Annotated in this window: 24 protein-coding genes; 8 read left to right on the forward strand and 16 right to left on the reverse strand. The window is 47.3% G+C overall.

Going from position 1 to position 21,544, the window contains the following annotated elements; all coding sequences use genetic code 11:
- Positions 1–334 precede the first annotated feature (334 nt).
- Both KNO69_RS12280 and KNO69_RS12285 read right to left on the reverse strand, forming a co-directional pair.
- Entirely contained in the window at positions 335–1,507 is a 1,173-nt protein-coding gene (locus tag KNO69_RS12280; RefSeq protein WP_214818356.1) for a substrate-binding domain-containing protein, read from the reverse strand.
- Positions 1,508–1,546: 39 nt separating this feature from the next.
- The gene (locus KNO69_RS12285; RefSeq protein WP_214818359.1) at positions 1,547–2,419 is read right to left on the reverse strand and encodes a nucleotidyltransferase-like protein; all 873 of its coding nucleotides are present in this window, start codon (positions 2,417–2,419) and stop codon (positions 1,547–1,549) included.
- A gap of 169 nt (positions 2,420–2,588) precedes the next feature.
- Between KNO69_RS12285 and KNO69_RS12290 the strand changes: the two genes are divergently transcribed.
- Positions 2,589–2,948 (forward strand): YgzB family protein, encoded by a 360-nt coding sequence (locus tag KNO69_RS12290; protein ID WP_031421140.1) that lies wholly within the window; start codon positions 2,589–2,591, stop codon positions 2,946–2,948.
- A 36-nt stretch (positions 2,949–2,984) separates the two neighbouring features.
- On the opposite strand, the gene perR is transcribed toward KNO69_RS12290, so the two are convergent.
- Positions 2,985–3,416 (reverse strand): peroxide-responsive transcriptional repressor PerR, encoded by a 432-nt coding sequence (perR, locus tag KNO69_RS12295; protein WP_031421138.1) that lies wholly within the window; start codon positions 3,414–3,416, stop codon positions 2,985–2,987.
- Between the two features lie 191 nt (positions 3,417–3,607).
- Between perR and KNO69_RS12300 the strand changes: the two genes are divergently transcribed.
- From KNO69_RS12300 to KNO69_RS12310, 3 genes are all read left to right on the forward strand, one after another.
- Positions 3,608–4,906 carry a glutamate-1-semialdehyde 2,1-aminomutase gene (locus KNO69_RS12300; RefSeq protein WP_196431528.1) on the forward strand — a complete coding sequence of 433 codons (1,299 nt, stop codon included), beginning with the start codon at positions 3,608–3,610 and terminating at the stop codon, positions 4,904–4,906.
- Positions 4,907–5,022: 116 nt separating this feature from the next.
- Positions 5,023–6,255, forward strand: coding sequence for an MFS transporter (locus KNO69_RS12305; RefSeq protein ID WP_214818361.1), 1,233 nt, complete (start codon positions 5,023–5,025; stop codon positions 6,253–6,255).
- A gap of 53 nt (positions 6,256–6,308) precedes the next feature.
- Complete coding sequence (locus KNO69_RS12310; RefSeq protein ID WP_143180258.1) at positions 6,309–6,704, forward strand: thiol-disulfide oxidoreductase DCC family protein; 396 nt, start codon at positions 6,309–6,311, stop codon at positions 6,702–6,704.
- A gap of 34 nt (positions 6,705–6,738) precedes the next feature.
- On the opposite strand, the gene KNO69_RS12315 is transcribed toward KNO69_RS12310, so the two are convergent.
- The 4 genes from KNO69_RS12315 to mutY form a co-directional block, all read right to left on the reverse strand.
- Positions 6,739–8,487 carry an ABC transporter ATP-binding protein gene (locus KNO69_RS12315; RefSeq protein WP_214818363.1) on the reverse strand — a complete coding sequence of 583 codons (1,749 nt, stop codon included), beginning with the start codon at positions 8,485–8,487 and terminating at the stop codon, positions 6,739–6,741.
- Between the two features lie 39 nt (positions 8,488–8,526).
- On the reverse strand, positions 8,527–9,069 hold the full coding sequence (gene ntdP / locus KNO69_RS12320) for a nucleoside tri-diphosphate phosphatase (protein ID WP_015880896.1): 543 nt from the start codon (positions 9,067–9,069) through the stop codon (positions 8,527–8,529).
- An 89-nt stretch (positions 9,070–9,158) separates the two neighbouring features.
- The gene (locus KNO69_RS12325; RefSeq protein WP_214818365.1) at positions 9,159–9,584 is read right to left on the reverse strand and encodes a hypothetical protein; all 426 of its coding nucleotides are present in this window, start codon (positions 9,582–9,584) and stop codon (positions 9,159–9,161) included.
- Positions 9,571–10,605, reverse strand: a complete 1,035-nt coding sequence (mutY, locus tag KNO69_RS12330) for an A/G-specific adenine glycosylase (protein ID WP_214818367.1) — start codon at positions 10,603–10,605, stop codon at positions 9,571–9,573. The genes KNO69_RS12325 and mutY overlap by 14 nt, the downstream gene beginning before the upstream one ends.
- Positions 10,606–10,693: 88 nt before the next feature.
- Here mutY and KNO69_RS12335 point away from each other — a divergent pair, with 88 nt between their 5' ends.
- On the forward strand, positions 10,694–11,677 hold the full coding sequence (locus KNO69_RS12335) for a metal-dependent hydrolase (protein ID WP_015880893.1): 984 nt from the start codon (positions 10,694–10,696) through the stop codon (positions 11,675–11,677).
- Between the two features lie 26 nt (positions 11,678–11,703).
- On the opposite strand, the gene KNO69_RS12340 is transcribed toward KNO69_RS12335, so the two are convergent.
- Positions 11,704–12,237, reverse strand: coding sequence for a YceI family protein (locus KNO69_RS12340; protein WP_214818369.1), 534 nt, complete (start codon positions 12,235–12,237; stop codon positions 11,704–11,706).
- Between the two features lie 220 nt (positions 12,238–12,457).
- Between KNO69_RS12340 and adh the strand changes: the two genes are divergently transcribed.
- The 3 genes from adh (at position 12,458) to KNO69_RS12355 (ending at position 15,187) form a co-directional block, all read left to right on the forward strand.
- Positions 12,458–13,978, forward strand: a complete 1,521-nt coding sequence (adh, locus tag KNO69_RS12345) for an aldehyde dehydrogenase (RefSeq protein ID WP_214818371.1) — start codon at positions 12,458–12,460, stop codon at positions 13,976–13,978.
- Position 13,979: 1 nt separating this feature from the next.
- Positions 13,980–14,342 carry a DUF779 domain-containing protein gene (locus KNO69_RS12350; protein ID WP_214818375.1) on the forward strand — a complete coding sequence of 121 codons (363 nt, stop codon included), beginning with the start codon at positions 13,980–13,982 and terminating at the stop codon, positions 14,340–14,342.
- Between the two features lie 119 nt (positions 14,343–14,461).
- Positions 14,462–15,187 (forward strand): nuclease-related domain-containing protein, encoded by a 726-nt coding sequence (locus KNO69_RS12355; protein ID WP_214818378.1) that lies wholly within the window; start codon positions 14,462–14,464, stop codon positions 15,185–15,187.
- A gap of 40 nt (positions 15,188–15,227) precedes the next feature.
- Here the strand turns inward: KNO69_RS12355 and KNO69_RS12360 are convergent, their stop codons facing one another.
- The 8 genes from KNO69_RS12360 to KNO69_RS12395 all read right to left on the reverse strand — a co-directional run bounded on the left by KNO69_RS12360 (position 15,228) and on the right by KNO69_RS12395 (position 21,540).
- A complete protein-coding gene (locus tag KNO69_RS12360; RefSeq protein WP_078146387.1) occupies positions 15,228–16,298 on the reverse strand; it encodes an ABC transporter substrate-binding protein in 1,071 nt (356 codons plus the stop codon).
- A complete protein-coding gene (locus KNO69_RS12365; RefSeq protein WP_047795862.1) occupies positions 16,295–17,089 on the reverse strand; it encodes an ABC transporter permease in 795 nt (264 codons plus the stop codon). The genes KNO69_RS12360 and KNO69_RS12365 overlap by 4 nt, the downstream gene beginning before the upstream one ends.
- Complete coding sequence (locus KNO69_RS12370) at positions 17,086–17,907, reverse strand: ABC transporter permease (protein ID WP_015880886.1); 822 nt, start codon at positions 17,905–17,907, stop codon at positions 17,086–17,088. Before KNO69_RS12370 ends, KNO69_RS12365 begins: the two co-directional genes overlap by 4 nt.
- Entirely contained in the window at positions 17,894–19,000 is a 1,107-nt protein-coding gene (locus KNO69_RS12375; protein WP_015880885.1) for an ABC transporter ATP-binding protein, read from the reverse strand. The genes KNO69_RS12370 and KNO69_RS12375 overlap by 14 nt, the downstream gene beginning before the upstream one ends.
- Before the next feature lie 21 nt (positions 19,001–19,021).
- The gene (locus tag KNO69_RS12380; protein ID WP_031421116.1) at positions 19,022–19,561 is read right to left on the reverse strand and encodes a helix-turn-helix domain-containing protein; all 540 of its coding nucleotides are present in this window, start codon (positions 19,559–19,561) and stop codon (positions 19,022–19,024) included.
- Positions 19,562–19,712: 151 nt separating this feature from the next.
- On the reverse strand, positions 19,713–19,982 hold the full coding sequence (locus KNO69_RS12385; RefSeq protein WP_214689241.1) for a YfhJ family protein: 270 nt from the start codon (positions 19,980–19,982) through the stop codon (positions 19,713–19,715).
- Positions 19,979–20,293 (reverse strand): YfhH family protein, encoded by a 315-nt coding sequence (locus KNO69_RS12390; protein ID WP_214685603.1) that lies wholly within the window; start codon positions 20,291–20,293, stop codon positions 19,979–19,981. The genes KNO69_RS12385 and KNO69_RS12390 overlap by 4 nt, the downstream gene beginning before the upstream one ends.
- Positions 20,294–20,361: 68 nt before the next feature.
- Entirely contained in the window at positions 20,362–21,540 is a 1,179-nt protein-coding gene (locus KNO69_RS12395) for an RtcB family protein (protein WP_214818379.1), read from the reverse strand.
- Positions 21,541–21,544: the final 4 nt, after the last annotated feature.

Here is a 21,544-nt window from a genome sequence, read left to right on the forward strand (position 1 = left end):
CGTCCTGAGCCAGGATCAAACTCTCCAAAGAATTTGATATAGCTCTTAAATTGACGAAGCTTGCGCTTCATTCAAAAATGGTAAAACTTATTTTTGCCTCATCGTTCAGTTTTCAAAGTTCGTCTGCCGCTCTTGGCGACTTAATTAATCTATCACGTTTTGATTGTTTTCGTCAACAACTTTTTCACAAATTGTTTTTCTGAAATAATCTTTTGCCGTGACAACGTTTATAACTATAATCTCTATTTACCACTTCGTCAATACAAAAAACAATAAAAACTAAAAAAGATTTACTTCCCATCAACATGATGAAAAGTAAACCTTCTGCTTTGTATTAATCGAGACGGACATAGCCCGTCTTCTCAACTAACGTCTGCCCATCCTCGCTTTTGAGCCATTTTAGAAATTCTTCATATCGCTCTGCCTTCTCTTCCGTAGTCACCGCATAAAATTCAGAAGTCAGTGGATATGATCCATCCTGAATCGTTTCAACGGTCGGTTCGATTCCATCTATGCGAAGTAACTTGATTTCATAGTCATGCACCATTTCTGTCGCATAGTATCTAAATGAAAATCCAATCGCATTTTTATGGTTCCGATACGATGAAGTTTGTTGAATGATTCCACCCATCCCTTCAGGAACATCTTCTACCGGCGCCTCCATGAGCTTTTGTTCGCCCATCATCTTTTGTAACGCCGTTTGACTGCCACTGTCCTCCGGTCGTTGAAAAGCACGAATGGATTCCGAGTCCCCTCCGACCTCTTCCCAATTCCGAATGTCTCCTGAATAAATCCCCCGAACTTGTTCCATCGTCAAAGAATCGACCGGGTTATCTTCATGGACGAAGAACACAAATGCTTCCCTTCCAATCGCCGTCATATGTAAAGAAACGTTTTTTTGTTTCGCAACCTTCAATTGACGGTCAGATGGACCAGCGACGAAAATCAAGTCGGTCTGATCGTTCATCAGTCGGCTGTATGCTTCCGGTGTTGTCGTCGACACGACTTTACTCGTTTGATCATTATATGGATCATACGTTTCCGAGTCCGGATAAACTGCTTCCACGAATGAAGCGTACATCGGATAGAGCGCTGTCGCTCCATCTAATCGCGGCAAACCTTCCTCAAACTTCACCGAAGCCTCGTGATCGAGTCTCGCCAATTGTTCTGAATCCGTGAACGGCTGATAATCCATCAACTCCACACCGCGTTCCTCAATCTTCAAACTATCTTGATACATATAATATCCTTTCACAGAAGCGAAGAGGACAGCACCGACTAACGCACCCCAGCCGAGAGCTTTTCGAATCTTTTGTTTTGAAAAGGACGAAAAATCATAGAGTCCCATACATATGATTAGTAGAACGGCCATATACCATATCGTCCAAATAATCGGTCGCCCAAGTGTGATGGGGTCTCCCATCGTAAAAAGGGCGACAAAGACAGAAATCACAATCGTGACAAATAAAATAAAGACGGTTCCCACGCTAAATTTCAATAGTTTCATATAACTGATTTTCTCCTCATTGTTCCTATGAAAGGGAAGTCAAGCAATCTCATAAAACACTGCCTCTACCCCGACCCCTTTCGTCGGTCTCGTGACCGTTCGAACATACCCTTTTTTCACTAAAAAACCAATGATGCTTCCAAGGTCGACACGGAGCTCATTCAAATTCGGATGTTCCATCAATTCTGAGAACGTCCACGCTCCGCCTTTCTCCTGCATCGTCTGAAGTAATAACAACGTCCCCGGCAACACTTTCGATTGAATCAAATGTTCCATGCCAATGACGACAAGGTGGATGCGCTGTTCAAGCGATTCTTGTCCTCCGACCAATTCATCGTGCAGCTTATAAATTTCGAGGTCAATGGCTCGTACCTGTTCCCACAATACGATTTCCGGATGAATCCCCGCCTCAAGAATCGAGAGGCGTGCCAGGTGAGTGAGCGCATGATGAATCTGAGTGAAGGCGTCTTGGAACTCCCCTTCTAAAAATAGATAACGTCCGTCTTCAAACCGACGCAACAACTTTGCGAAAGAGATTGAGAGTTGTAAACGTTGTTCCCGATTCGTTAAATTACGGTTGCGCTGTCGTAACTCTAAAATGTACCCATTTCGTTCGAACAAGACGATTCCGTCTTCAATCCAATGAATGGCTCGCCGATTTTCATTCAAGACAATCCACCGATCCATCATCGAGTCACTGACTACGTGCAGGACAATTTTTTCTTGACCGACATGATAGTGTTTCACCGTCCAAAACGGTTCTGGTTTTGCTTCAATCACAATGAGCAGGCGATCCGATTGATCCGTCAACGGATCACGTGCCCGCTTCTTCTTCACTTCAATAATCCCGAGTGTCGTTTTTAATGCAGCATATTCTGAGTAAATGGTGCGAGTCGCATATTCCATCGTCATCTGGACCCCTTCTCTCCCAATCGCAAGTTGACTATATATGACGATTGTCATTTTCGATACGAACCAATTTCGCCCTCTTTTCAAAAAACTCCTGCCGAAAAAGTGCAGGAACTTCTCACTCGTTTGAAGATGAGCTATGATAGAGACAGACTATTGGAGGGATTCACTCATGAAAAAACGGGGGAACAAAATCAACCGCGCACGTAATATAGCATTACTTCTTATCTTCGGTGGGATCGGGGTCATGTATCTCGGCCTTCTCGCCAAATCCATCACCTGGCTCATGATTATTTTCATGCTTCTCGGATTTGTCATGGTACTTGCGAGCTCTGCCCTTTACTTCATCGTCGGGATGGCCTCGACAAAAGCCATCATCGTGACTTGTCCGAACTGTGAAAAAGAGACGAAGATGCTCGGACGCGTCGACTTATGTATGCATTGCGACGAACCGCTCACAATCGACCGCTCACTTGAAGGTAAAGAGTTCGATGAGAAATACAACAAACGTCAGTCACAACAAACGGACTAACACAAAAACCACATCCGACTGCTCGGATGTGGTTTTTTAATGTGTTTGCGATTGTTCAGACTGACAAGACGGGCACGTTCCGTACACTTCAAGACGGTGACGATCAACTTTGAATCCAGTCAATTGAGATGCAACCGATTCGATTTCATCTAATACAGGATAGTTAAAGTCGACGACTTTTCCACACGTGTCACAGATGATGTGATAGTGCTTCGATGTCACAAAGTCAAAACGACTCGAGGCGTCCCCGTAGTTCATTTCTTGAACGAGGCCTACCTCTTTAAAGACGCGCAAGTTGTTGTATACAGTGGCCACACTCATGTTCGGAAACCGTGCGGCTAGTGCCTTATAAATGTCATCCGCAGTCGGGTGACTATGCTCCGTGACGAGGTACTCCAAAATGGCCTGGCGCTGAGGCGTCATTCTGACTCCATGTTCCCGGAGCGACTGAACAGCATGGTCAAGCATTTCGCTTCCCACGTCAATCCCTCATTTCTTCTATAAAATTCATGCGAAATAGTTTTGAACATTAACTTATTTCTTACATAGTAATCTTTATAAATAGTGTACTGATTTCTCAACTACTCGTCAAACACTGAGCTTAAGCGGTTGACGGCTATGTTACAATAAGTGCGAATTTGAATAAGGAGGCAATACATATGACTACTTCATCAACTCGTCAGTCATCTGATGCATTGTACCAAGATGCACTCACTCATATCGTCGGAGGTGTCAACAGTCCGTCCCGCTCATTCAAAGCGGTCGGTGGCGGTGCTCCTGTATATATGGAACGCGGCGAAGGCGCCTATTTCTATGATGTAGACGGGAATCGCTACATCGATTATTTGGCAGCGTACGGTCCAATCATTACCGGTCACGCCCATCCACATATTCATGAAGCGCTCGTCAATGCTTCTTTAAAAGGCTTACTTTACGGGACACCTCATCGTCTCGAAGTCGAGTTTGCGAAGAAACTAAAACAAGCCATCCCTTCGATGGATAAAGTACGATTCACGAACTCGGGGACGGAAGCCGTCATGACGACAGTACGAGTCGCCCGTGCTTACACCGGTCGTGAACTCGTTGTGAAATTCAGCGGTTGTTATCACGGTCATTCGGATCTCATGCTGATTGCGGCAGGTAGTGGTCCAGCGACACTCGGTTCTCCGGACTCTGCAGGTGTGACAAAAGCCACTGCCAAAGAAGTCATCACCGTCCCATTCAACGACGTCGAAGCGTATCGCGAGATGATGAAAGAATGGGGAGACCAGGTTGCATGTGTCCTCGTCGAACCGATTGTCGGGAACTTCGGAATCGTCGAACCGAAGCCAGGTTTCCTCCAAGCTGTCAATGACATCACTCATGAACACGGCGCACTCGTCATCTATGACGAGGTCATCACGGCGTTCCGTTTCACATACGGAAGTGCCCAACAAGTATATGGCATCGAACCGGATATGACGGCACTTGGTAAAATCATCGGTGGTGGTCTACCAATCGGTGCTTACGGCGGGAAGGCTGAAATCATGGAGACAGTCGCTCCACTCGGACCTGCATATCAAGCCGGCACGATGGCCGGAAACCCGGCCTCAATGGCGACAGGGATTGCTTGCCTGGAAGTGCTCGAGCAACCTGGTGTCTATGAGAAGTTAGATGCTCTCGGTGCGAAACTGGAAGCCGGCATCCGTGAGGCAGCGGAGAAGCATGACGTTACGATCACGCTCAACCGCTTAAAAGGTGCCCTTACCGTTTACTTTACGGATGAAATCGTCACCGACTATGAAGGTGCGGAAAAGTCAGATGGTGAGAAGTTCGGACGCTTCTTCAAGTTGATGCTTGAGAATGGCGTGAACTTGGCTCCATCAAAATATGAAGCCTGGTTCTTGACGACAGAGCATACGGAACAAGATATCGAAGAGACAATCGAAGCGGTCCACCGCTCGTTTGCTCAATTGTAAGAGAGGGAGATGCGCGAGCATCTCTTTTTTTGTAAAAGGGGACATCTTTAAAAAAAGTGTCTCTTTTTATCATGTACCGTCCCCCATTACAGTAGAACCAAGGAGGTGCTCACCATATGAAATTTAAAGATTTTCCATTAAATGTCCGCTTGCGACTCGTTTGCGGATTTTGTATTCGAATCGTCGGATCAGCCATTTTCCCATTCATGGCACTCTATTTCTCAGAAGAGTTGGGGAAAGTCCCCGCTGGAATCATCATGACCTCATTCGTTATCGTCGGTTACTTGACCGGTCTATTCGGTGGGTACTTTTCCGATCGGTTCAATCGGAAGGTTGTCTTACAAATTGGCCAGGTGATTCAAATCATCTGTTTTCTTGGGATGACCATCGCCATTCACCCATCGAATAACTGGGCACTCGTCGTCGCCATCCTCTACTTCGGACATGCCGTTTCGAACGGATTGAACTATCCGGCACTTGAGGCAATCGTCATCGACTCCATGGAAGAATCGAATCGAAAAGCCATCTACGTGTATGACTACTGGCTCGTCAACTTGGCTATCGCCGGAGGCGTCATGCTCGGCGGCGCCTTTTATCGCGACCATCGTTTCGCTCTCTTTATCGGTATGACGGTCATTCTCACTGTGACCACAATCATTCTTCAACGTTTCTTGGTCGACACATATACTGGCAACCGCTCAACACCGTCAAACCCGATTCATGGTGTCATCGAAAACTATAAAATCGCGTTACGCGACCGCCGATGGATCACATTCGTATTTGGAAGTATGCTCGTCTTTTCGACCGAGTTTCATATGGCGAACTATATCGGTGTCCATTTAGCAGAGTCATTCGAAAGTCGTCAAATTTTCGGAATACCTTTTGATGGGGTTCGCATGATGGCGTTTATGCAACTAGAGAACACCTTGCTCGTCGTCGCCATCACGTTTGCGGTCACCGCTTTCGTCAAACGTTTCAAAGAGAAGACCGTGTTTTTCATTGGCTTATCGTTATATATCACAGCATACGCCGCCATTACCTCGATGAACTCCTTTATCGTCCTGGCCACACTCGCAATCATCTTCACAATCGGCGAACTCCTCTACTCTCCGATTCGGCAAGTGAAACAGGTTGACCTCCTCGATCCTGAACGCCGGGCTTCCTACCTTGCGTTCGGCGGGCTCACATTCCATGGAGCCAAGTTGGTTGCTGCGGCAGGAATTGTCGTCGGCGCGTTCATCGGTCCGGTCTTGATGAGCGGTTACATGTTTGTCTTCGGTGCTCTCGGTGCTTACTTGTATTATGTATCGCTCTACAAGATGCAACCTGCTCGCCAACTCGCTGCTTGACGTTTAACATGAAGACAAAACGGTAAAACAGTACGATGAAGGAGGCGAAGTACTTGCCTGCGATTGTTTTATTTGATGGCGATTGCAACTTCTGTGATGCCAGTGTTCAGTTCATCATTCGTCATGATCGACACGCCTCGATTCACTTTGCTTCGCTCCAAAGCGAGGTCGGTCAGTCGCTCCGAGCACGACACCGGATCCCGGAATCAGTCGACAGCATCGTCTATATTGAGGAAGGGGTTCCTTACTTAAAATCAGACGCTGCGATTCGAATTGCCGAACACCTTGATGGCCGTTGGCGCCTGCTTCGACTCATTCGTTTCATACCTAGACCGATTCGTGATCATGGATATACGTTGTTCGCCAAATATCGGACACGTCTATTTGGAAAGAAGGAAGTGTGCACACTCCCTTCACCAGATGTTCGTAAACGATTTTTAGACCGCTAAAAAAGTCGAGCCCATAGGGACTCGACTTTTTTCATTATTCAACTACAGCTAAATCTTGAATCATATACAGGTCATAATACGCCCCGCGACGACGCATCAGCTCTTCATGCGTACCCGTCTCCATGATTTGACCGTTATCCACGACGACGATTTGATCGGCGTCCGTAATGGTCGACAAACGGTGGGCAACGATTAACGTCGTCCGCCCTTTCGTCAGACGGGCCAGCGAGTCTTGAATCATCGCTTCACTTTCTAAATCAAGCGCACTCGTCGCCTCGTCTAAAATCAAGATTGGTGGATTCTTCAAAAAGACACGTGCAATCGCAAGCCGTTGCTTCTGTCCACCAGACAGTTTGACACCTTTCTCCCCGACCGGTGTCGCATACCCGTCCTGTAATTTCGAGATAAACTCATGGGCGTTCGCCGCCTTGGCCGCCGCGATGACTTCTTCATCCGTCGCATCCGGTTTTCCCATCCGAATATTCATCGCGACCGATTCGCTGAAGAGGACCGAATCCTGCATGACCATTCCGATTTGATCACGAAGTGCACGTAATTTGAAATCACGCACATCGACGCCGTCGATTTTGATGCTTCCATCCGTCACGTCATAGAAACGCGGAATCAAACTGACGAGTGTCGACTTCCCTCCACCGGACATTCCGACAAACGCCACGCGTTCACCAGAGCGGATTTGAAGGTTCACATCGTTCAACGCTCGTGCCCCGTCCTGTTCATACGAAAAGCTCACATGCTCAAGGTCGATTTTACCTGCTGTCGACAACGGGACGAACCCGTTCGATTTCTCTTCGATATCATATGTTTCATCCAAAAACTCAAAGACACGGTCCATCGATGCGACCGACTGCGTGAGTGTCGTCGCCGAGTTGACGAGACGACCGAGCGGTGCATAGAGTCGGTCGATGTACGCGATGAACGCGACGAGCGTCCCGAGCGATACCGCTTCTTGAATGACGAGCCACGATGCCGTCGTGAAGATGAGGATTGGCGCGATGTCGGTGATGGTCGATACGACGACATACGTCTTGGCGTTCCAACTCGTATGTTTAAGTGCCGCGTTCAGGAAACCACCGTTCTGTTGTTCAAATGCCTTATTCTCATATGGCTCTAGCGCAAAACTCCGAATGACCGCCATCCCGTTGACACGCTCTGTCAAATGCCCTTGTAAATCAGCGAGTGCCGCCGACCGTTCACGCGTCAAACGACGCAACCGCCCATAGAAATAGCGGACTGCGATCGCATAAAACGGAAGTGGTAAAATCGCAATCAACGTGAGTTGCGGGTCAATCGTATACATGATCCCGATGGCGATAAGGATGGTGACCATGTCGAGCCAAATATTCATCAGCCCGGTGATGACGAAGTCTTTCGTCTGTTCGACGTCATTGATGATCCTTGAAATGATTTGTCCCGTCTTATTGTTTGAATAATAGCGGAGTGACAACTTTTGGACGTGGTCGAATAACCGGTTCCGCACATCGAACAAGACACGCGTTGCGGCCCACTGCGCCAAATATTGACGCAAGTATTCGATCGGTGGCTTGAGGACCAAGAAGACGAAGAAAACGATGCTGAACAACCAGACGAGCGTCGTGTAGTCCTGCTTCGGCGCATCGTCCGTCAAATAGTTATCGATGACATATCTATAAAGTAACGGTAATCCGAGCGGGATAGAAAACTTCAAAATCCCGACGAAAATGGTAAGGGCAATTTGTTTCTTATACGGACGAACAAACTGCAAATAACGTTTAATACTACCCATAATGCCTCCTGACTTAAGAAAAAAAGCGGAGATGAGGAATCATCTCCGGTAACGTGCTTCGTATTCGCGATACCATTCATCGACGAATGTTGGGTTGAACGGCCCTTTCCGTCCTCGAATCCAGTTGATCAGTTCTTGCACGTTCTGCTTCAAGATTCGATCAATCGCTTTCGGATAATTCATCTCGCGACGATGCCGCTCATATTCATCTTCATCTAAAATCGTGTACGACATATCCGGGAACACCTTGATGTCCAAATCGTAATCGATATATTTGATGGCACGTTCATCCCCATCAAATGTAGTCGGCGAACCTAGATTACAGTAGTAGTAAATCCCGTCTTCGCGAATCATACAGATGACATTGAACCAATACTCAGATGAAAAGTAGCAAATTGCCGGCTCTCGCGTTCTCCATTGCCGACCGTCTGACTCGCTGACCATGATGCGATCATTGAATCCGATCATATCCGTTTTTGACGACTGAAGGACGAGCGTTTCTTCCCAAACGCGATGCAAAGTTCCGTTGTGCTTGTAGCTCTGTATCTCGATTTTGCTACCTGCTTTGGGAAATAAGCTCATAAGCTCCTCCTTTCCGCTATGATGCTATACAATTCTCATATTTAATTATAGCGACTTTCAGAACCAATGAAAAAGGAAATCTCTTATTTTCATGAATTTAGTGTTTTTTGGAAGGCCCGCGCCCGTTCTTGGAACATCGGCCGAAGCACGAAATACTCGACGAGTATGTTCGGAACATAGCTATCGAACGTTACTTCATCGATCATGACCGCCTTACCATCACGCGACTCAACCCGATGCACGTGCGTGAACCGCTTGAACGGAAACGGTAACGTCTTTCCTTGATCGCAGAATGCTTGGTTTCCCACCACGGTGATGGCACTGGTCCATGGCAGTTCCACCGGACCGACCCCAACGAACAACTTCACTTCATTCCCTTCGACCGAGGCGCCGTCCCCCTCTAAGCGTACTTTAGGAAACTTTGTCAGCTTCGTCAAAAGCGAGGCATCCTGCAATAAATCCCAAAGTGAATCGACCGTCGTATCATATGTCGACTCTACCTCAAATCGTCTCACGTTCGTCACCTACCAATCGTTCTAATTTTTGTTGAGCAACAGAAACCGTCTTCACCTCGCGCTCCGAAGTGTCTAGCCAGACGACGTCATCCGTCGGAAGCGTATCGACACGATATAAATCGATATACCAAACGATATGAGAGAAGACATGCTTCACTTGCCCGAGATACGTTCCGTTAAGTTGTTCCCCCGTTCCTCGATCCATAAGCGGATATTGCCACATCCCAGCGAGCAACCCTTTGTCCGGTCGTTGTTCATATGCGATTTTTCCGTCTTTCTCGATGCATAGCGCGTCGTACATTTCGACACGTGCTGCTCCCTTCTTCGTTTTGACCGGTAGCTCATCTTGTACATGATGCGCATATGCATAACAAGTGTCTTGCACAGGACAGAGCGAGCACATCGGATTTTTCGGTGTGCAGACCGTAGCACCCAACTCCATCACACCCTCGTTAAAATCGGATGCGTGAGTCGGGTCCATCAATCGACGAACGACTTGTTCGAAGATTTTGCGTGTCTTCGGCAGTGCGATGTCGTCATAGATTCCGAATTGACGGGACATCACGCGCATGACGTTTCCATCCACAGCCGGCTCCGGTTGATTGTAGGCAATCGATAGTACGGCCCCCGTCGTATATGGTCCGACCCCTTTCAGTTTCTCGAAACGTTCCTTCTCCTCCGGGACAATCCCCTCGTAAACAGAAGCGACTTCTTTGACCGCTTCGTGTAAGTTCCGGACGCGAGAATAGTAACCGAGCCCTTCCCAATACTTTACGACCTCATCCGTGTCAGCAGCTGCGAGATCTTCGAGCGTCGGAAAGCGATCCATGAACCGGTTGTAATATGGGATGACCGTATCGACTCGTGTCTGTTGCAACATCACTTCACTCACCCACACGCGATAAGGATTTTTCGCATGACGCCAAGGTAAATCACGCTTTTCGCGATTGAACCAGGTGACGAGTTCCTCGTTAAAATGATGAATATTATAATTTATGAACAATTTATCAAGATTAAGCATTGTGTTTCCCCTCGTTTTAAAAATATTGTATGATAAATAGGAATAGATGACGTAATTCTTTCATTATTGATGGAGGTGCTGACGCACATTGGATACTGCGACACACATTGGTATGGGACTTGGTTTAAGTGCCATCGCGACGCTCAGCCCGGAAGTGTCAGGTGATGCACAACTGTTTTTAGCCATGACAGCCACGGCTCTCGTCGGCTCACATGCACCAGACTTCGACACCGTCTTTAAGTTAAAAGGAAATAGTACGTATTTACGCCAGCATCGTGGTCGTTCACATGGAATCACCGCGCTTCTCGCTTGGCCAATCATCGTCAGCGCTGTCATCGGGACGGTCCTCGGTGTCAATCCTGCCTCCCTATGGGTCATGGCACAAATCGCCGTGTTGCTTCATGTCACGGTCGACTTATTTAATGCCTACGGGACGCAAGCGCTACAACCTTTTTCGAAAAAATGGATCGGCTGGGGCGTAATCGGGACGTTTGACCCGTACTTGTTTTCCGCTTATTACGGTGCATATGCATTATGGATGATAACGGGTGCGACTGTCCCTATTTTTGCACTGCTCATTGCGCTTGTCATCAGTTACTATGCCATTCAGTTTAAATTACGTAACCGTGCGCTCGCTACCGTGGCGAGACACTTTGCAGGGGCACATGAATTGTTCATCTCTCCAGGAATTGGTTGGGATGACTGGCATGTCGCCGTCCGTTTCCGTGATGGTCTCGGAGCCGTAAAAGTAAAAAAAGGCAAAGTCATCGAATGTGGTCGCTTCCGCGACAAACCGATGCCAGGAGAAGAAGACCTCCATTTCGTAGAGGCTCGGAAAAATGCTGACTTACAGGCGTTCCTCGAATTTTCTAAAATTCACACGTACACCGTGACACGCCATAACGGGATGATCGAATACCGCTTCACAAACTTGCGTTATTTCTCTAAAAACATGTATCCGTTTGTTGCCGTCGTTATCGTCGACGAGCAGACGAATGACGTGTTGTCATCGTTTACAGGTTGGGTGTTTAGTGAAGACAGCCTTCAGAAAAAATTGGTATACGAACAATAAAAAGTCGCTCAGATGAGCGACTTTTCTTATGCTTCCGATTCAGTGAATTGGAGCTCGAACTCGAATTTGACTTTCTTATCGACGAGGACACCACCCGCCTCAAGCGCTTGGTTCCACGTTAATCCATAGTCCTCACGGTTGAGCGACCCTTCTCCGGAGAAGGCGTGTTTCGTGTTGCCCCATGGGTCTTTGGCGCTTCCTTCATACTCCACTCCGAACGTCTCTTCCCGAGTCGTTCCTCGAATCGTTAAATCCCCTGTCACTTCGAATTCTCCGCCCCCTTTTGAACGGAAAGAAGTGGAATGAAAGACGAGATGCGGATGCTCCTCGGCATTGAAGAAATCGCCTGAACGGAGGTGATTATCCCGATCCGTGTTGTTGGTGTCGATCGATGCTGCCTGAATCGTCACTTTCACACTCGCATTCGCTAAATCGCTCGGCTCACCGTTCGCCTTAATATCAAATTCTTTGAACTCGCCCTTCACCTTGGAAATCATCATGTGCTTGACCGTGAACGTGATCGAACTATGCGCCGGGTCAACTTGATATGTCTTAGCCATCGTGACTCACTCCTTATGGATGAATTAATGTGTACAATCTACTCATTTCCACAAATCTTGAGTTCAAAACGTTTTTACAAAAGATTGACAAATTATTGTCAAAAAATTTTGACTTTTATCACATCGTACCGTTACGATGAAAAAAGGGAGTCGTTCGCTCACTGAAAAATGTAAGCGCATACATAACTCCTCTATCTCGTATGAAAAGGGAGGAACGATCATGATTTATGAAGTACCGAACTCAGCAGGAACGAAAGTACAGTTTAAAGACCGTTATGAGAACTACATTAACGGAAAGTGGACCGCACCGGCTGGTGGAGAATACTTTGAAAACACATCTCCTGTAAATGGGAAAGTATTATGTGAAGTCGCCCGCTCAACGAAAGAGGATGTTGAACTTGCTTTGGATGCCGCTCATGCAGCCAAAGAGGATTGGGGCAAAACGTCTGTCACGGAACGTTCTGTCATCTTGAATAAAATTGCAGACCGCATGGAAGAGAACCTTGAAGTGCTCGCCTATGCGGAAACATGGGAAAATGGGAAGGCAGTTCGGGAAACGCTCAACGCTGACCTTCCGCTCGCCATCGACCACTTCCGTTACTTCGCAGGGGTCATCCGCTCACAAGAAGGTGGCATCAGTGAACTCGACCATGATACGGTCGCCTATCATTTCCATGAGCCGCTCGGTGTCGTCGCTCAAATCATTCCGTGGAACTTTCCGATTTTGATGGCGGTGTGGAAACTCGCGCCGGCACTCGCTGCCGGAAACTGTGTCGTCTTAAAGCCGGCAGAACAAACCCCTTCTTCAATCATGGTTCTCATGGAACTCATCGAAGATTTATTACCACCTGGTGTCATCAATATCGTGAACGGTTTCGGTCTCGAAGCAGGAAAACCGCTCGCATCGAGTGACCGTGTCGATAAAGTCGCCTTCACCGGTGAGACGACAACGGGTCGCCTCATTATGCAATACGCTTCTCAAAACATCATCCCTGTCACGCTTGAGCTCGGTGGAAAGTCACCAAACATCTTCTTTGCCGACATCATGGACGCGGATGACGATTTCTTTGATAAAGCGATTGAAGGTCTCGTCATGTTCGCCTTGAATCAAGGGGAAGTCTGTACGTGCCCATCTCGCGCCTTGATTCAAGAGTCGATTTATGACAAGTTCATGGAACGCGTGCTAGAACGCGTCAAAGCAATCAAGCTCGGCAACCCACTCGATGCCGATGTCATGATGGGTGCACAAGCGTCGAACGAACAGATGGAGAAAATCCTGTCTTATCTCCAAATCGGGAAAGACGAGGGCGCAGAATGCCTAATCGGTGGAGAGCGCAACATGATGGACGGAGAGCTCGCGGATGGGTATTACATTCAACCGACGATCTTCAAAGGCCATAACAAGATGCGAATCTTCCAAGAAGAGATTTTTGGACCGGTCTTATCCGTCACGACGTTCAAAGACGATGCGGAGGCACTCGCCATCGCGAACGATACGCTTTACGGACTCGGGGCAGGCGTGTGGACACGAGACATGAACCGTGCATATCGCTTCGGTCGTGAAATTCAAGCAGGACGTGTCTGGATCAACTGTTACCACTCCTATCCGGCACATGCTGCATTCGGTGGTTACAAAATGTCCGGAATCGGTCGTGAGAACCATAAGATGATGCTCAGTCACTATCAACGTACGAAAAACATGCTCGTCAGCTACAGCGAACAAAAGCTCGGGTTCTTCTAAGATGGTGAGACGAGTCGAGGCCACCCCCGCCGCGCTCGAACTCATCGAACGTCTCAAATCAAAACACGGTCCCCTCCTCTTTCATCAGTCAGGAGGATGTTGTGACGGGAGCTCTCCCATGTGTTTCCCACGTGACGAGTTCATGGTGGGCGACCACGATGTTCTTCTCGGTGAAATCGGCGAGACGCCATTTTATATCCATGAGAAACAATATGATTATTGGAAACATACACAACTGATCATCGATGTGGTCGATGGTCGAGGTGGTATGTTTTCCCTTGAAGGTGTCGAAGGGAAACGATTTTTAGGACGTTCTCGAGTCTTTACAGAAGAAGAGCGTGAGACGCTGAAGCATGAAACCTAAGCAAAAGGACCCATTTCGATGGGTCCTTTATGATGTAAAAAACGATTATCCTCGATTGTAAAAAATATACATATGAATCATCTCGCTTCTTGTATAGTGGATACAAAGGGAGGGATTTGATGGCTTCACTACTAACAGAATTGTTCGAAGGTATTTTCGTCACCTTGATTAGCATATTCGCACCCATTTTTCTCGTCCTCACACTTATCATCCTCTACAAGGTCAAACGTTATCAAAACAGTCAGTATTCTCAACAAACTCGACATTCTTACTTCAAAGTGGTCCAAGACACCGGTCTATTCGGAGAATACTTATGTGTGGCGGAGATTGAGTCAAAGTTCTTCCAACCGTTAATTCTGACAAACCTGTATCTCCCCCATCCTTCTAAAAAAGATCGAACCACTGAAATCGATGTCATTTTAATCAACCAATCCGGGGTACATGTCATCGAGTCTAAAAACTATAGCGGTTGGATATTCGGTCGGGCACGTGACCAATACTGGACGCAGACACTCCCCCGCCGTAAAAAACAACGCTTCTTCAATCCAATCAAGCAAAATGAATTGCATCTCAAAGCCATCAAGCAAGTGCTTGGAGTGGACCGAATCCATCTCCACTCATGGATCGTGTTCAGCAATCGTTCGACGCTCAAAAAAATTGAATCTACCGAGGTCCCTGTGCTCAATCGCCAAAAATGGATCAAAGAGCTGATCACCTATCAGGATTTTGTATTCGATCTTGATGAGCAAGTCCGACTATACGAAATCTTACGCTCCTTCACACAAGTCGACACGACTGTCACCTTGAAACATATCGAAGACATCAAATCGACAATCAAGCAATAAACGAACATCCCCGTACTCAGATGAGCGCGGGGATGTTTCGTCATTTACTCTGCATTTTAAAGCGTAAATACAACTCGTTATAGTAAGCGTTCATGCGCTTTCCTAGGTTTTCATATACTTCAAGGTCTTGTGTCACTTCACGAGACGGGTAGAACCGTTCATCCGATGTGACTTCTTCATCCAAGAATTCGAGAGCCGCTTCGTTCGGTGTTGAGTATCCGACATAATCCGTGTTACGTGCCGCAATCTCAGCATCTAACATAAAGTCGATGAACTGATGTGCCCCGTCCACGTTTTGTGCCGTACTTGGGATGACGAGGTTATCAAACCAGAGATTCGTGCCTTCTTCCGGAATGACATACGTCAGTTCTTCATTCTCATACATGATTTCTGACGCATCGCCGGACCAGACGACGGCTGCCGCTGCTTCACGGTTCGCCATCAGCATTTTGATTTCGTCTCCGACGATGGCTTTGATGTTCGGCCAAAGCATTTCCAACTTTTGCTCCGCCTCAATCAACTCATCTTTATTCGTCGTATTGAGGGAGTAACCAAGCGAGTTCAGGCCGAAGCCCATCACTTCACGTGTCCCGTCCGCAAGGAGAATGTCGTTCTCGAGCGGCATTTCCCACAGGTCGTTCCATGAAGTGATCTCACCATCGACTAGTTCAGGATTGTAGACGATCCCAACCGTGCCCCAGAAATAAGGAACCGAGTACTTGTTACCCGGGTCGAATGATTTATCGAGGAAGCGCGGATCGATATTATCAAAGTTTTCGAGTTTATCGTAATCGATTGGGAGAAGAAGATTCTCCTCTCTCATCTTACTGATCGCATAATCGGATGGAACGGCGACATCAAAAGCCGTACCGCCTTGCTCAATTTTCGTGAGCATCGCTTCGTTCGAGTCGAACGTTTGATAAACGACCTTCAACCCGCTCTGCTTTTCGAACTCACCGATCAAGTCCTCATCGATATAGTCTCCCCAGTTGTAGACGACCAGTGTGTTGTCGCCGCCGAATCCTTGCGCAGCATTCAGTTGCTGAATCCAAAGAAGGAGACCGAAGCTGACAATCAATGGTACAGCCAACATGATGACTAGTTTTTTCATCGTCTAACCTCCTTTGATCCTCGTTGCGCCAACACATAATATCCGATGACAAGGATGAGCGTGAAGAGGAACAGAATCGCAGACAACGCATTGATTTCAAGCGAGATACCTTGACGTGCCCGCGAATAGACTTCTACGGCGAGCGTCGTGAAGCCGTTCCCTGTCACGAAGAATGTAACCGCAAAATCATCTAACGAATAGGTGAGTGCCGTGAAGAAACCGGCAAATACCCCTGGCGTGATATATGGCAGAATGACTTTCGTCAATACGTCCCACGTACTGGCGCCTAGGTCACGTGACGCATCAATCAACGTCGGACTCATCTCTTGGAGCTTTGGCAACACCAAGATGACGACAATCGGAACCGAGAAGGCGATGTGCGACAAGAGGACCGAATAAAAGCCTAACTGAATCCCTAGCATCGTGAAGAGGATCAAGAAGGAGGCCCCGATGATGACGTCCGGGCTCACGATCAAGACGTTGTTCAATGATAAGAGGGACGTCTTCGTATACTTTTGTTTCGCCGTATAGATGGCGAGTGCCCCGATGACACCGAGCACGGTCGAAATCGTCGCCGAGAGCAGCGCGATGACGATCGTATTCAAGACGATGACGAGAAGTCTCGTGTCCGTGAAGAGCGACTTGTACCATTCGAGGGTGAACCCTTCGAAGTTACTCATCGTTCCGCCACTGTTGAACGAGTAGAAGACCAAATATAGAATTGGCGCATACAAGATGAAGAACACGGCCGCCAAGTATAGATTTGATAATTTGAATCGTTTACGTTTCATCGACGAACCGCTCCTTTCGCACCCCAGTCACGTGTGACGACCATGACGAGAACCATCGCCAAGATGAGGAAGACGGCAATCGTCGAACCCATCCCCCAGTTTTGCGTGACAAGGAATTGTTGTTCAATCGCTGTACCGAGTGTGATGACTCGGTTCCCGGCGATGAGTCGGGTGATCATGAAGAGTGATAATGCCGGAATAAAGACAATTTGAATCCCCGATTTGACACCGTCAAGCGTCAACGGGAAGATGACACGTCGGAACGTCGTCCAGTTCGATGCACCTAAATCACGGGATGCGTAAACGAGTGATGGCGGTAGCTTCTCAATGGCGTTGTAAATCGGCAAAATCATGAACGGGATGAAGATGTATACCGAAACAAAGACGAAACTGAAATCAGTGAATAGAATCTGTTTCGTCCCAATACCGATGGCTTCTAAAAATTGATTCGTAATCCCGTACGTTCCAAAAATACCAAGGAACGCATACGCCTTTAACAACAAGTTAATCCATGACGGCAGCAAGATGAGCAAGAGCCAAAGCTGTTTGTGCTTCGTCTTCGTCAACAAGTATGCCGTCGGATACCCGACGAGTAACGAGAAGAACGTAATGAGAAACGCATACCAGAACGACGAGAGCGTCATCGACAAATACGTCGACGTGAAGAACGTCTGATAGTTTTCTAAACTCAAATTCCCATCGATATCAAAAAAGGAATAATAGACGACGAGGACGAGTGGTGCGATGACGAACAAGGCGATCCAAATCCAATAGGTCGTCAAATATACCGTCTTTGCGGTCTGATTAGTTTGATTCATGAGGGACCTCCTCGTAGGATTCGAGACGACGGTCAAATTCTTCTTCTGTTTCACCTAGTCGCATGACGTGAATCGCTTCTTCGTCAAACGTCAATCCGATTTTTGATCCGACGATTGATTTCTTCGTCGAGTGGACGAGCCATTCGTTTCCTTCTTGGTCATAACAGCAAATCTCGTAGTGGACACCTCGGAACAATTGAGAATCGACGTCGACAACGAGTTTTGCTGCATCGACCGATGTCATCTCTAAGTCTTCCGGACGAATGATGACCTCAACTTTTTCATTGCGGTCAAATCCTTGGTCGACACAGTCAAACGTTTTACCAGCAAACGTGACGATATTGTCTTCCGGCATGACACCCGGCACGATATTCGATTCACCGATAAAGTCTGCAACGAAACGGTTGATCGGTTCATCGTAAATATCAGTCGGTGTCCCACTCTGAACAATTTTCCCGTTGTTCATGACGAAAATCTCATCCGACATGGCGAGCGCCTCTTCTTGGTCATGTGTGACGAAGATGAAGGTGATGCCAAGACGTTGCTGTAACTCACGAAGTTCATATTGCATCTCCGTACGAAGTTTCAAGTCTAAGGCAGAGAGCGGTTCATCAAGGAGAATGACCTCCGGCTCATTTACGATTGCGCGGGCGATGGCGACACGTTGACGCTGTCCACCTGACATCTCATCGATTTCGCGCGAGCCGTATCCTTCTAAGTTAACAAACTTGAGAGCCTGCTCCACTTTCGCTTTCACATCTGCTTCTTTCAATTTTTTAATGCGGAGGCCGAATGCGACATTCTCAAATACGTTTAAATGAGGAAACAGCGCATAATCTTGGAACACGGTGTTCACTTGTCGTTTGTTGGCGGGCACATCGTTGATCCGCTTCCCGCTGAAGTGAATATCTCCTTCGGTCGCATCGGTAAATCCGGCGATGAGACGCAAAATCGTCGTCTTCCCACATCCCGATGGACCGAGAAGCGTATAAAATTTCCCACGCTCAATCTCAAAACTGATATCTTCAAGGACGACTGTGTCGTCGTAACGCTTTGACACGTGGTCAAAGCGAATAATTGTCTCTGCATTCATGCTGTTTCCTCCTCTGTTGACTTATAAATATGAATGGGTCGCGACGATGAGACATTCGCTCTCCCCGTCGTTGTCGTTGACGAGTTGATGCGAATCCGAGGCGACATAATAAAGGGTTTCCCCTGTCTTGGCAAAATATGTGTGGTTCCCTAATTTCAAGGCGATTTTGCCGGACAAGACGTATACGAGCGTCTCCGAACGCGAAGGCTCATATTGTTTGAACTCTCCATGTTTGAAAAATGTGACAAGGATGGGCTCCATCTCTTTTTCATTCGATTCCGGGATGAGCCATTCTGTCCGATATTTGCGTTCTTCATCCGTATAGATGGTGCGATCGTCAACGGTATACACCACTTTTTGATTCAAGTCTTCATCGAAAAACTCTTTCGGGGAACTCCCGAGGACATTCAATAAATCAAATAACGTTTCTAGTGAGGGAGAGCTTAAATCCCGCTCGATTTGAGAAATATATCCTTTACTCAAATCGGTACGTTCCGCCAGCTCCTCTTGGGTCAATCCTTTTTTGATTCGGAGCCGCTTAATGTTTTGACCTACTTCCAACGACTGAACGCCTCCTTCGTGTTTAGTGAAACATGAGTTCAACTAAAGAAAGTTTATCTATACTATACTTTAAAACAAACTATTAGCGACCTTCATTATAACGAATTGTTGACGAATTGCAATAAAAAAAGTCACGCCCTAAGGACGTGACTCAGTGTAAATTCCGTTCAGACATCAAATGCTTGAACTTTTCGTTTTTCGTTTGGAACAAATGGAGCTGTGCCCCATATGCATCGATCTGTTGAATGACGTATTGGAATGCCTTTGCTTCTCCCGGATATGGTTCGCCCGCCTTGGCAAGTGAGGTCTCAAAATCTTCCCATAACACCTCAACCCACGTCACCGCTTCTGAATCGTTCAAGACGTCATTTTTCTCTTTTAGAACGATTGCAAGCCGTTCATATTGTTCGTTCCGGTTCATCGCTTCACCTCCGACAATTCTGAGAGCGGGATGGCCCGTTCTGTCATCTCGCCTTCAAACGTCCCCCAGCCCATGACGCCGTTGACGAATTTCAAGCGAAACGGACGGTCATTGTAATTGACGACATATGTTTCACCTGGACGAAACGATGATGGGTCAATCAAATAGCTTTCGGCAATCGCAATCCGTCGAAGGACGACTTCAATTTCGCTGACCATGCCCATCTGTTCAGCCTTTCGTTTCCGTTCATGTAATACTTGAATCTCTTGCTCTAACTCATATTTCGATAAGTCACTTAACCGCTTTTCCATATCGTTCACCTCGATGTAAGCGTATCAGATTTTACGAAAAAAGAAAAAGACGAGACTGAGTACGTGACTCAGTTCGCCTTGAAGTTGTAAAGCGGCTTGATGATTTGATCGATTTGAATGGCCGGTTCGATATAACGAACAATTTCTTTCATCGACTTATACACAAATGGTGATTCATCGATTGTCGATGGGCGAACTGATGTCGACCAGACACCTTCCATCGAACGTTTGAATTCTTTGAAATCGACGCGTTTCCGCGCGGCCGACCGAGACATGATCCGACCTGCGCCGTGTGGACCCGAGAAGTTCCAGTCTGGATTCCCTTTCCCCGTACAGATGAGCGAACCGTCTCGCATGTTCATCGGAATGATGACTCGCTCTCCTTCTTTAGCGGAGATGGCACCTTTTCGCAGGATCATCGCATCATGATCGATATAGTTATGGACGGTGTCGAATTGATCGACGATGTTCCAATTCATCGCTTCAACGATTACATCAGTCATCGCACGACGGTTCGCCGCCGCGTATTGTTGAGCGATGCGCACGTCATGCATGTAATCGTCCATATCCGCTCCCTCCACATAAGCCAGGTCTCGAAATGGTTTCCGTGACGCACGCTCTGTTTCCAGATAAGCCGAGATTTCTTGTTGTCGACCTAAGGCTTTCAAACGCTCAATTTCTTCTTTTACATCATGTGTTTCCATCATGTGTTGAATCGCTCGCTCCTGATAGTGATCGGCAATCTGCACCCCAAGATGGCGCGAACCGGAATGAATGACAAGAAACGTACGTCCCGAGTCATCTCGGTTCACTTCAATAAAGTGGTTCCCCGAGCCGAGCGACCCGACCGAGCGCAAGGCTCGGTCGAGTTTATACGGCGCTCGCACCTCTTCTAATGGAAGTTCAGATGCGTATGGATGAACCTTCTCCCGAATGTTCATCCCGCTCGGTACGAGTTCACGAATGAGGTCATCGAGTCGTTGAAAATCGATCCGCTTGGCTTTGATCTCCGTACAAAGCATCCCACACCCTAAATCGACACCGACCAGGTTTGGCACGACTTTGTCTTGAATCGTCATCGTCGTTCCAACGACCGATCCTTTCCCCGCATGCATGTCCGGCATGATCCGAATCGATGCCCCTTGTGTGAACGGTTGGTCGAGCAATGTTTCAATTTGATTCCGCGTCATATCATCGATTCGTTCGTTAAACACTTTGGCGCGGTTATATTTCCCCTTGATTTCCATGTGA

Origin of the sequence: Exiguobacterium sp. s131, from assembly GCF_018617345.1 — a bacterium.
Lineage (GTDB): Bacteria > Bacillota > Bacilli > Exiguobacteriales > Exiguobacteriaceae > Exiguobacterium > Exiguobacterium profundum.

Bases quoted from the DNA above. Each gene is read 5' to 3' on its own strand.
- KNO69_RS12280 (WP_214818356.1), bottom strand. From the start codon at position 1,507: ATGAAACTATTGAAATTTAGCGTGGGAACCGTCTTTATTTTATTTGTC.
- KNO69_RS12285 (WP_214818359.1), bottom strand. From the start codon at position 2,419: ATGACGATGGAATATGCGACTCGCACCATTTACTCAGAATATGCTGCA.
- KNO69_RS12290 (WP_031421140.1), top strand. From the start codon at position 2,589: ATGAAAAAACGGGGGAACAAAATCAACCGCGCACGTAATATAGCATTA.
- perR (WP_031421138.1), bottom strand. From the start codon at position 3,416: ATGCTTGACCATGCTGTTCAGTCGCTCCGGGAACATGGAGTCAGAATG.
- KNO69_RS12300 (WP_196431528.1), top strand. From the start codon at position 3,608: ATGACTACTTCATCAACTCGTCAGTCATCTGATGCATTGTACCAAGAT.
- KNO69_RS12305 (WP_214818361.1), top strand. From the start codon at position 5,023: ATGAAATTTAAAGATTTTCCATTAAATGTCCGCTTGCGACTCGTTTGC.
- KNO69_RS12315 (WP_214818363.1), bottom strand. From the start codon at position 8,487: ATGGGTAGTATTAAACGTTATTTGCAGTTTGTTCGTCCGTATAAGAAA.
- ntdP (WP_015880896.1), bottom strand. From the start codon at position 9,069: ATGAGCTTATTTCCCAAAGCAGGTAGCAAAATCGAGATACAGAGCTAC.
- mutY (WP_214818367.1), bottom strand. From the start codon at position 10,605: ATGCTTAATCTTGATAAATTGTTCATAAATTATAATATTCATCATTTT.
- KNO69_RS12340 (WP_214818369.1), bottom strand. From the start codon at position 12,237: ATGGCTAAGACATATCAAGTTGACCCGGCGCATAGTTCGATCACGTTC.
- adh (WP_214818371.1), top strand. From the start codon at position 12,458: ATGATTTATGAAGTACCGAACTCAGCAGGAACGAAAGTACAGTTTAAA.
- KNO69_RS12350 (WP_214818375.1), top strand. From the start codon at position 13,980: ATGGTGAGACGAGTCGAGGCCACCCCCGCCGCGCTCGAACTCATCGAA.
- KNO69_RS12355 (WP_214818378.1), top strand. From the start codon at position 14,462: ATGGCTTCACTACTAACAGAATTGTTCGAAGGTATTTTCGTCACCTTG.
- KNO69_RS12360 (WP_078146387.1), bottom strand. From the start codon at position 16,298: ATGAAAAAACTAGTCATCATGTTGGCTGTACCATTGATTGTCAGCTTC.
- KNO69_RS12365 (WP_047795862.1), bottom strand. From the start codon at position 17,089: ATGAAACGTAAACGATTCAAATTATCAAATCTATACTTGGCGGCCGTG.
- KNO69_RS12370 (WP_015880886.1), bottom strand. From the start codon at position 17,907: ATGAATCAAACTAATCAGACCGCAAAGACGGTATATTTGACGACCTAT.
- KNO69_RS12375 (WP_015880885.1), bottom strand. From the start codon at position 19,000: ATGAATGCAGAGACAATTATTCGCTTTGACCACGTGTCAAAGCGTTAC.
- KNO69_RS12385 (WP_214689241.1), bottom strand. From the start codon at position 19,982: ATGAACCGGAACGAACAATATGAACGGCTTGCAATCGTTCTAAAAGAG.
- KNO69_RS12390 (WP_214685603.1), bottom strand. From the start codon at position 20,293: ATGGAAAAGCGGTTAAGTGACTTATCGAAATATGAGTTAGAGCAAGAG.
- KNO69_RS12395 (WP_214818379.1), bottom strand. From the start codon at position 21,540: ATGGAAATCAAGGGGAAATATAACCGCGCCAAAGTGTTTAACGAACGA.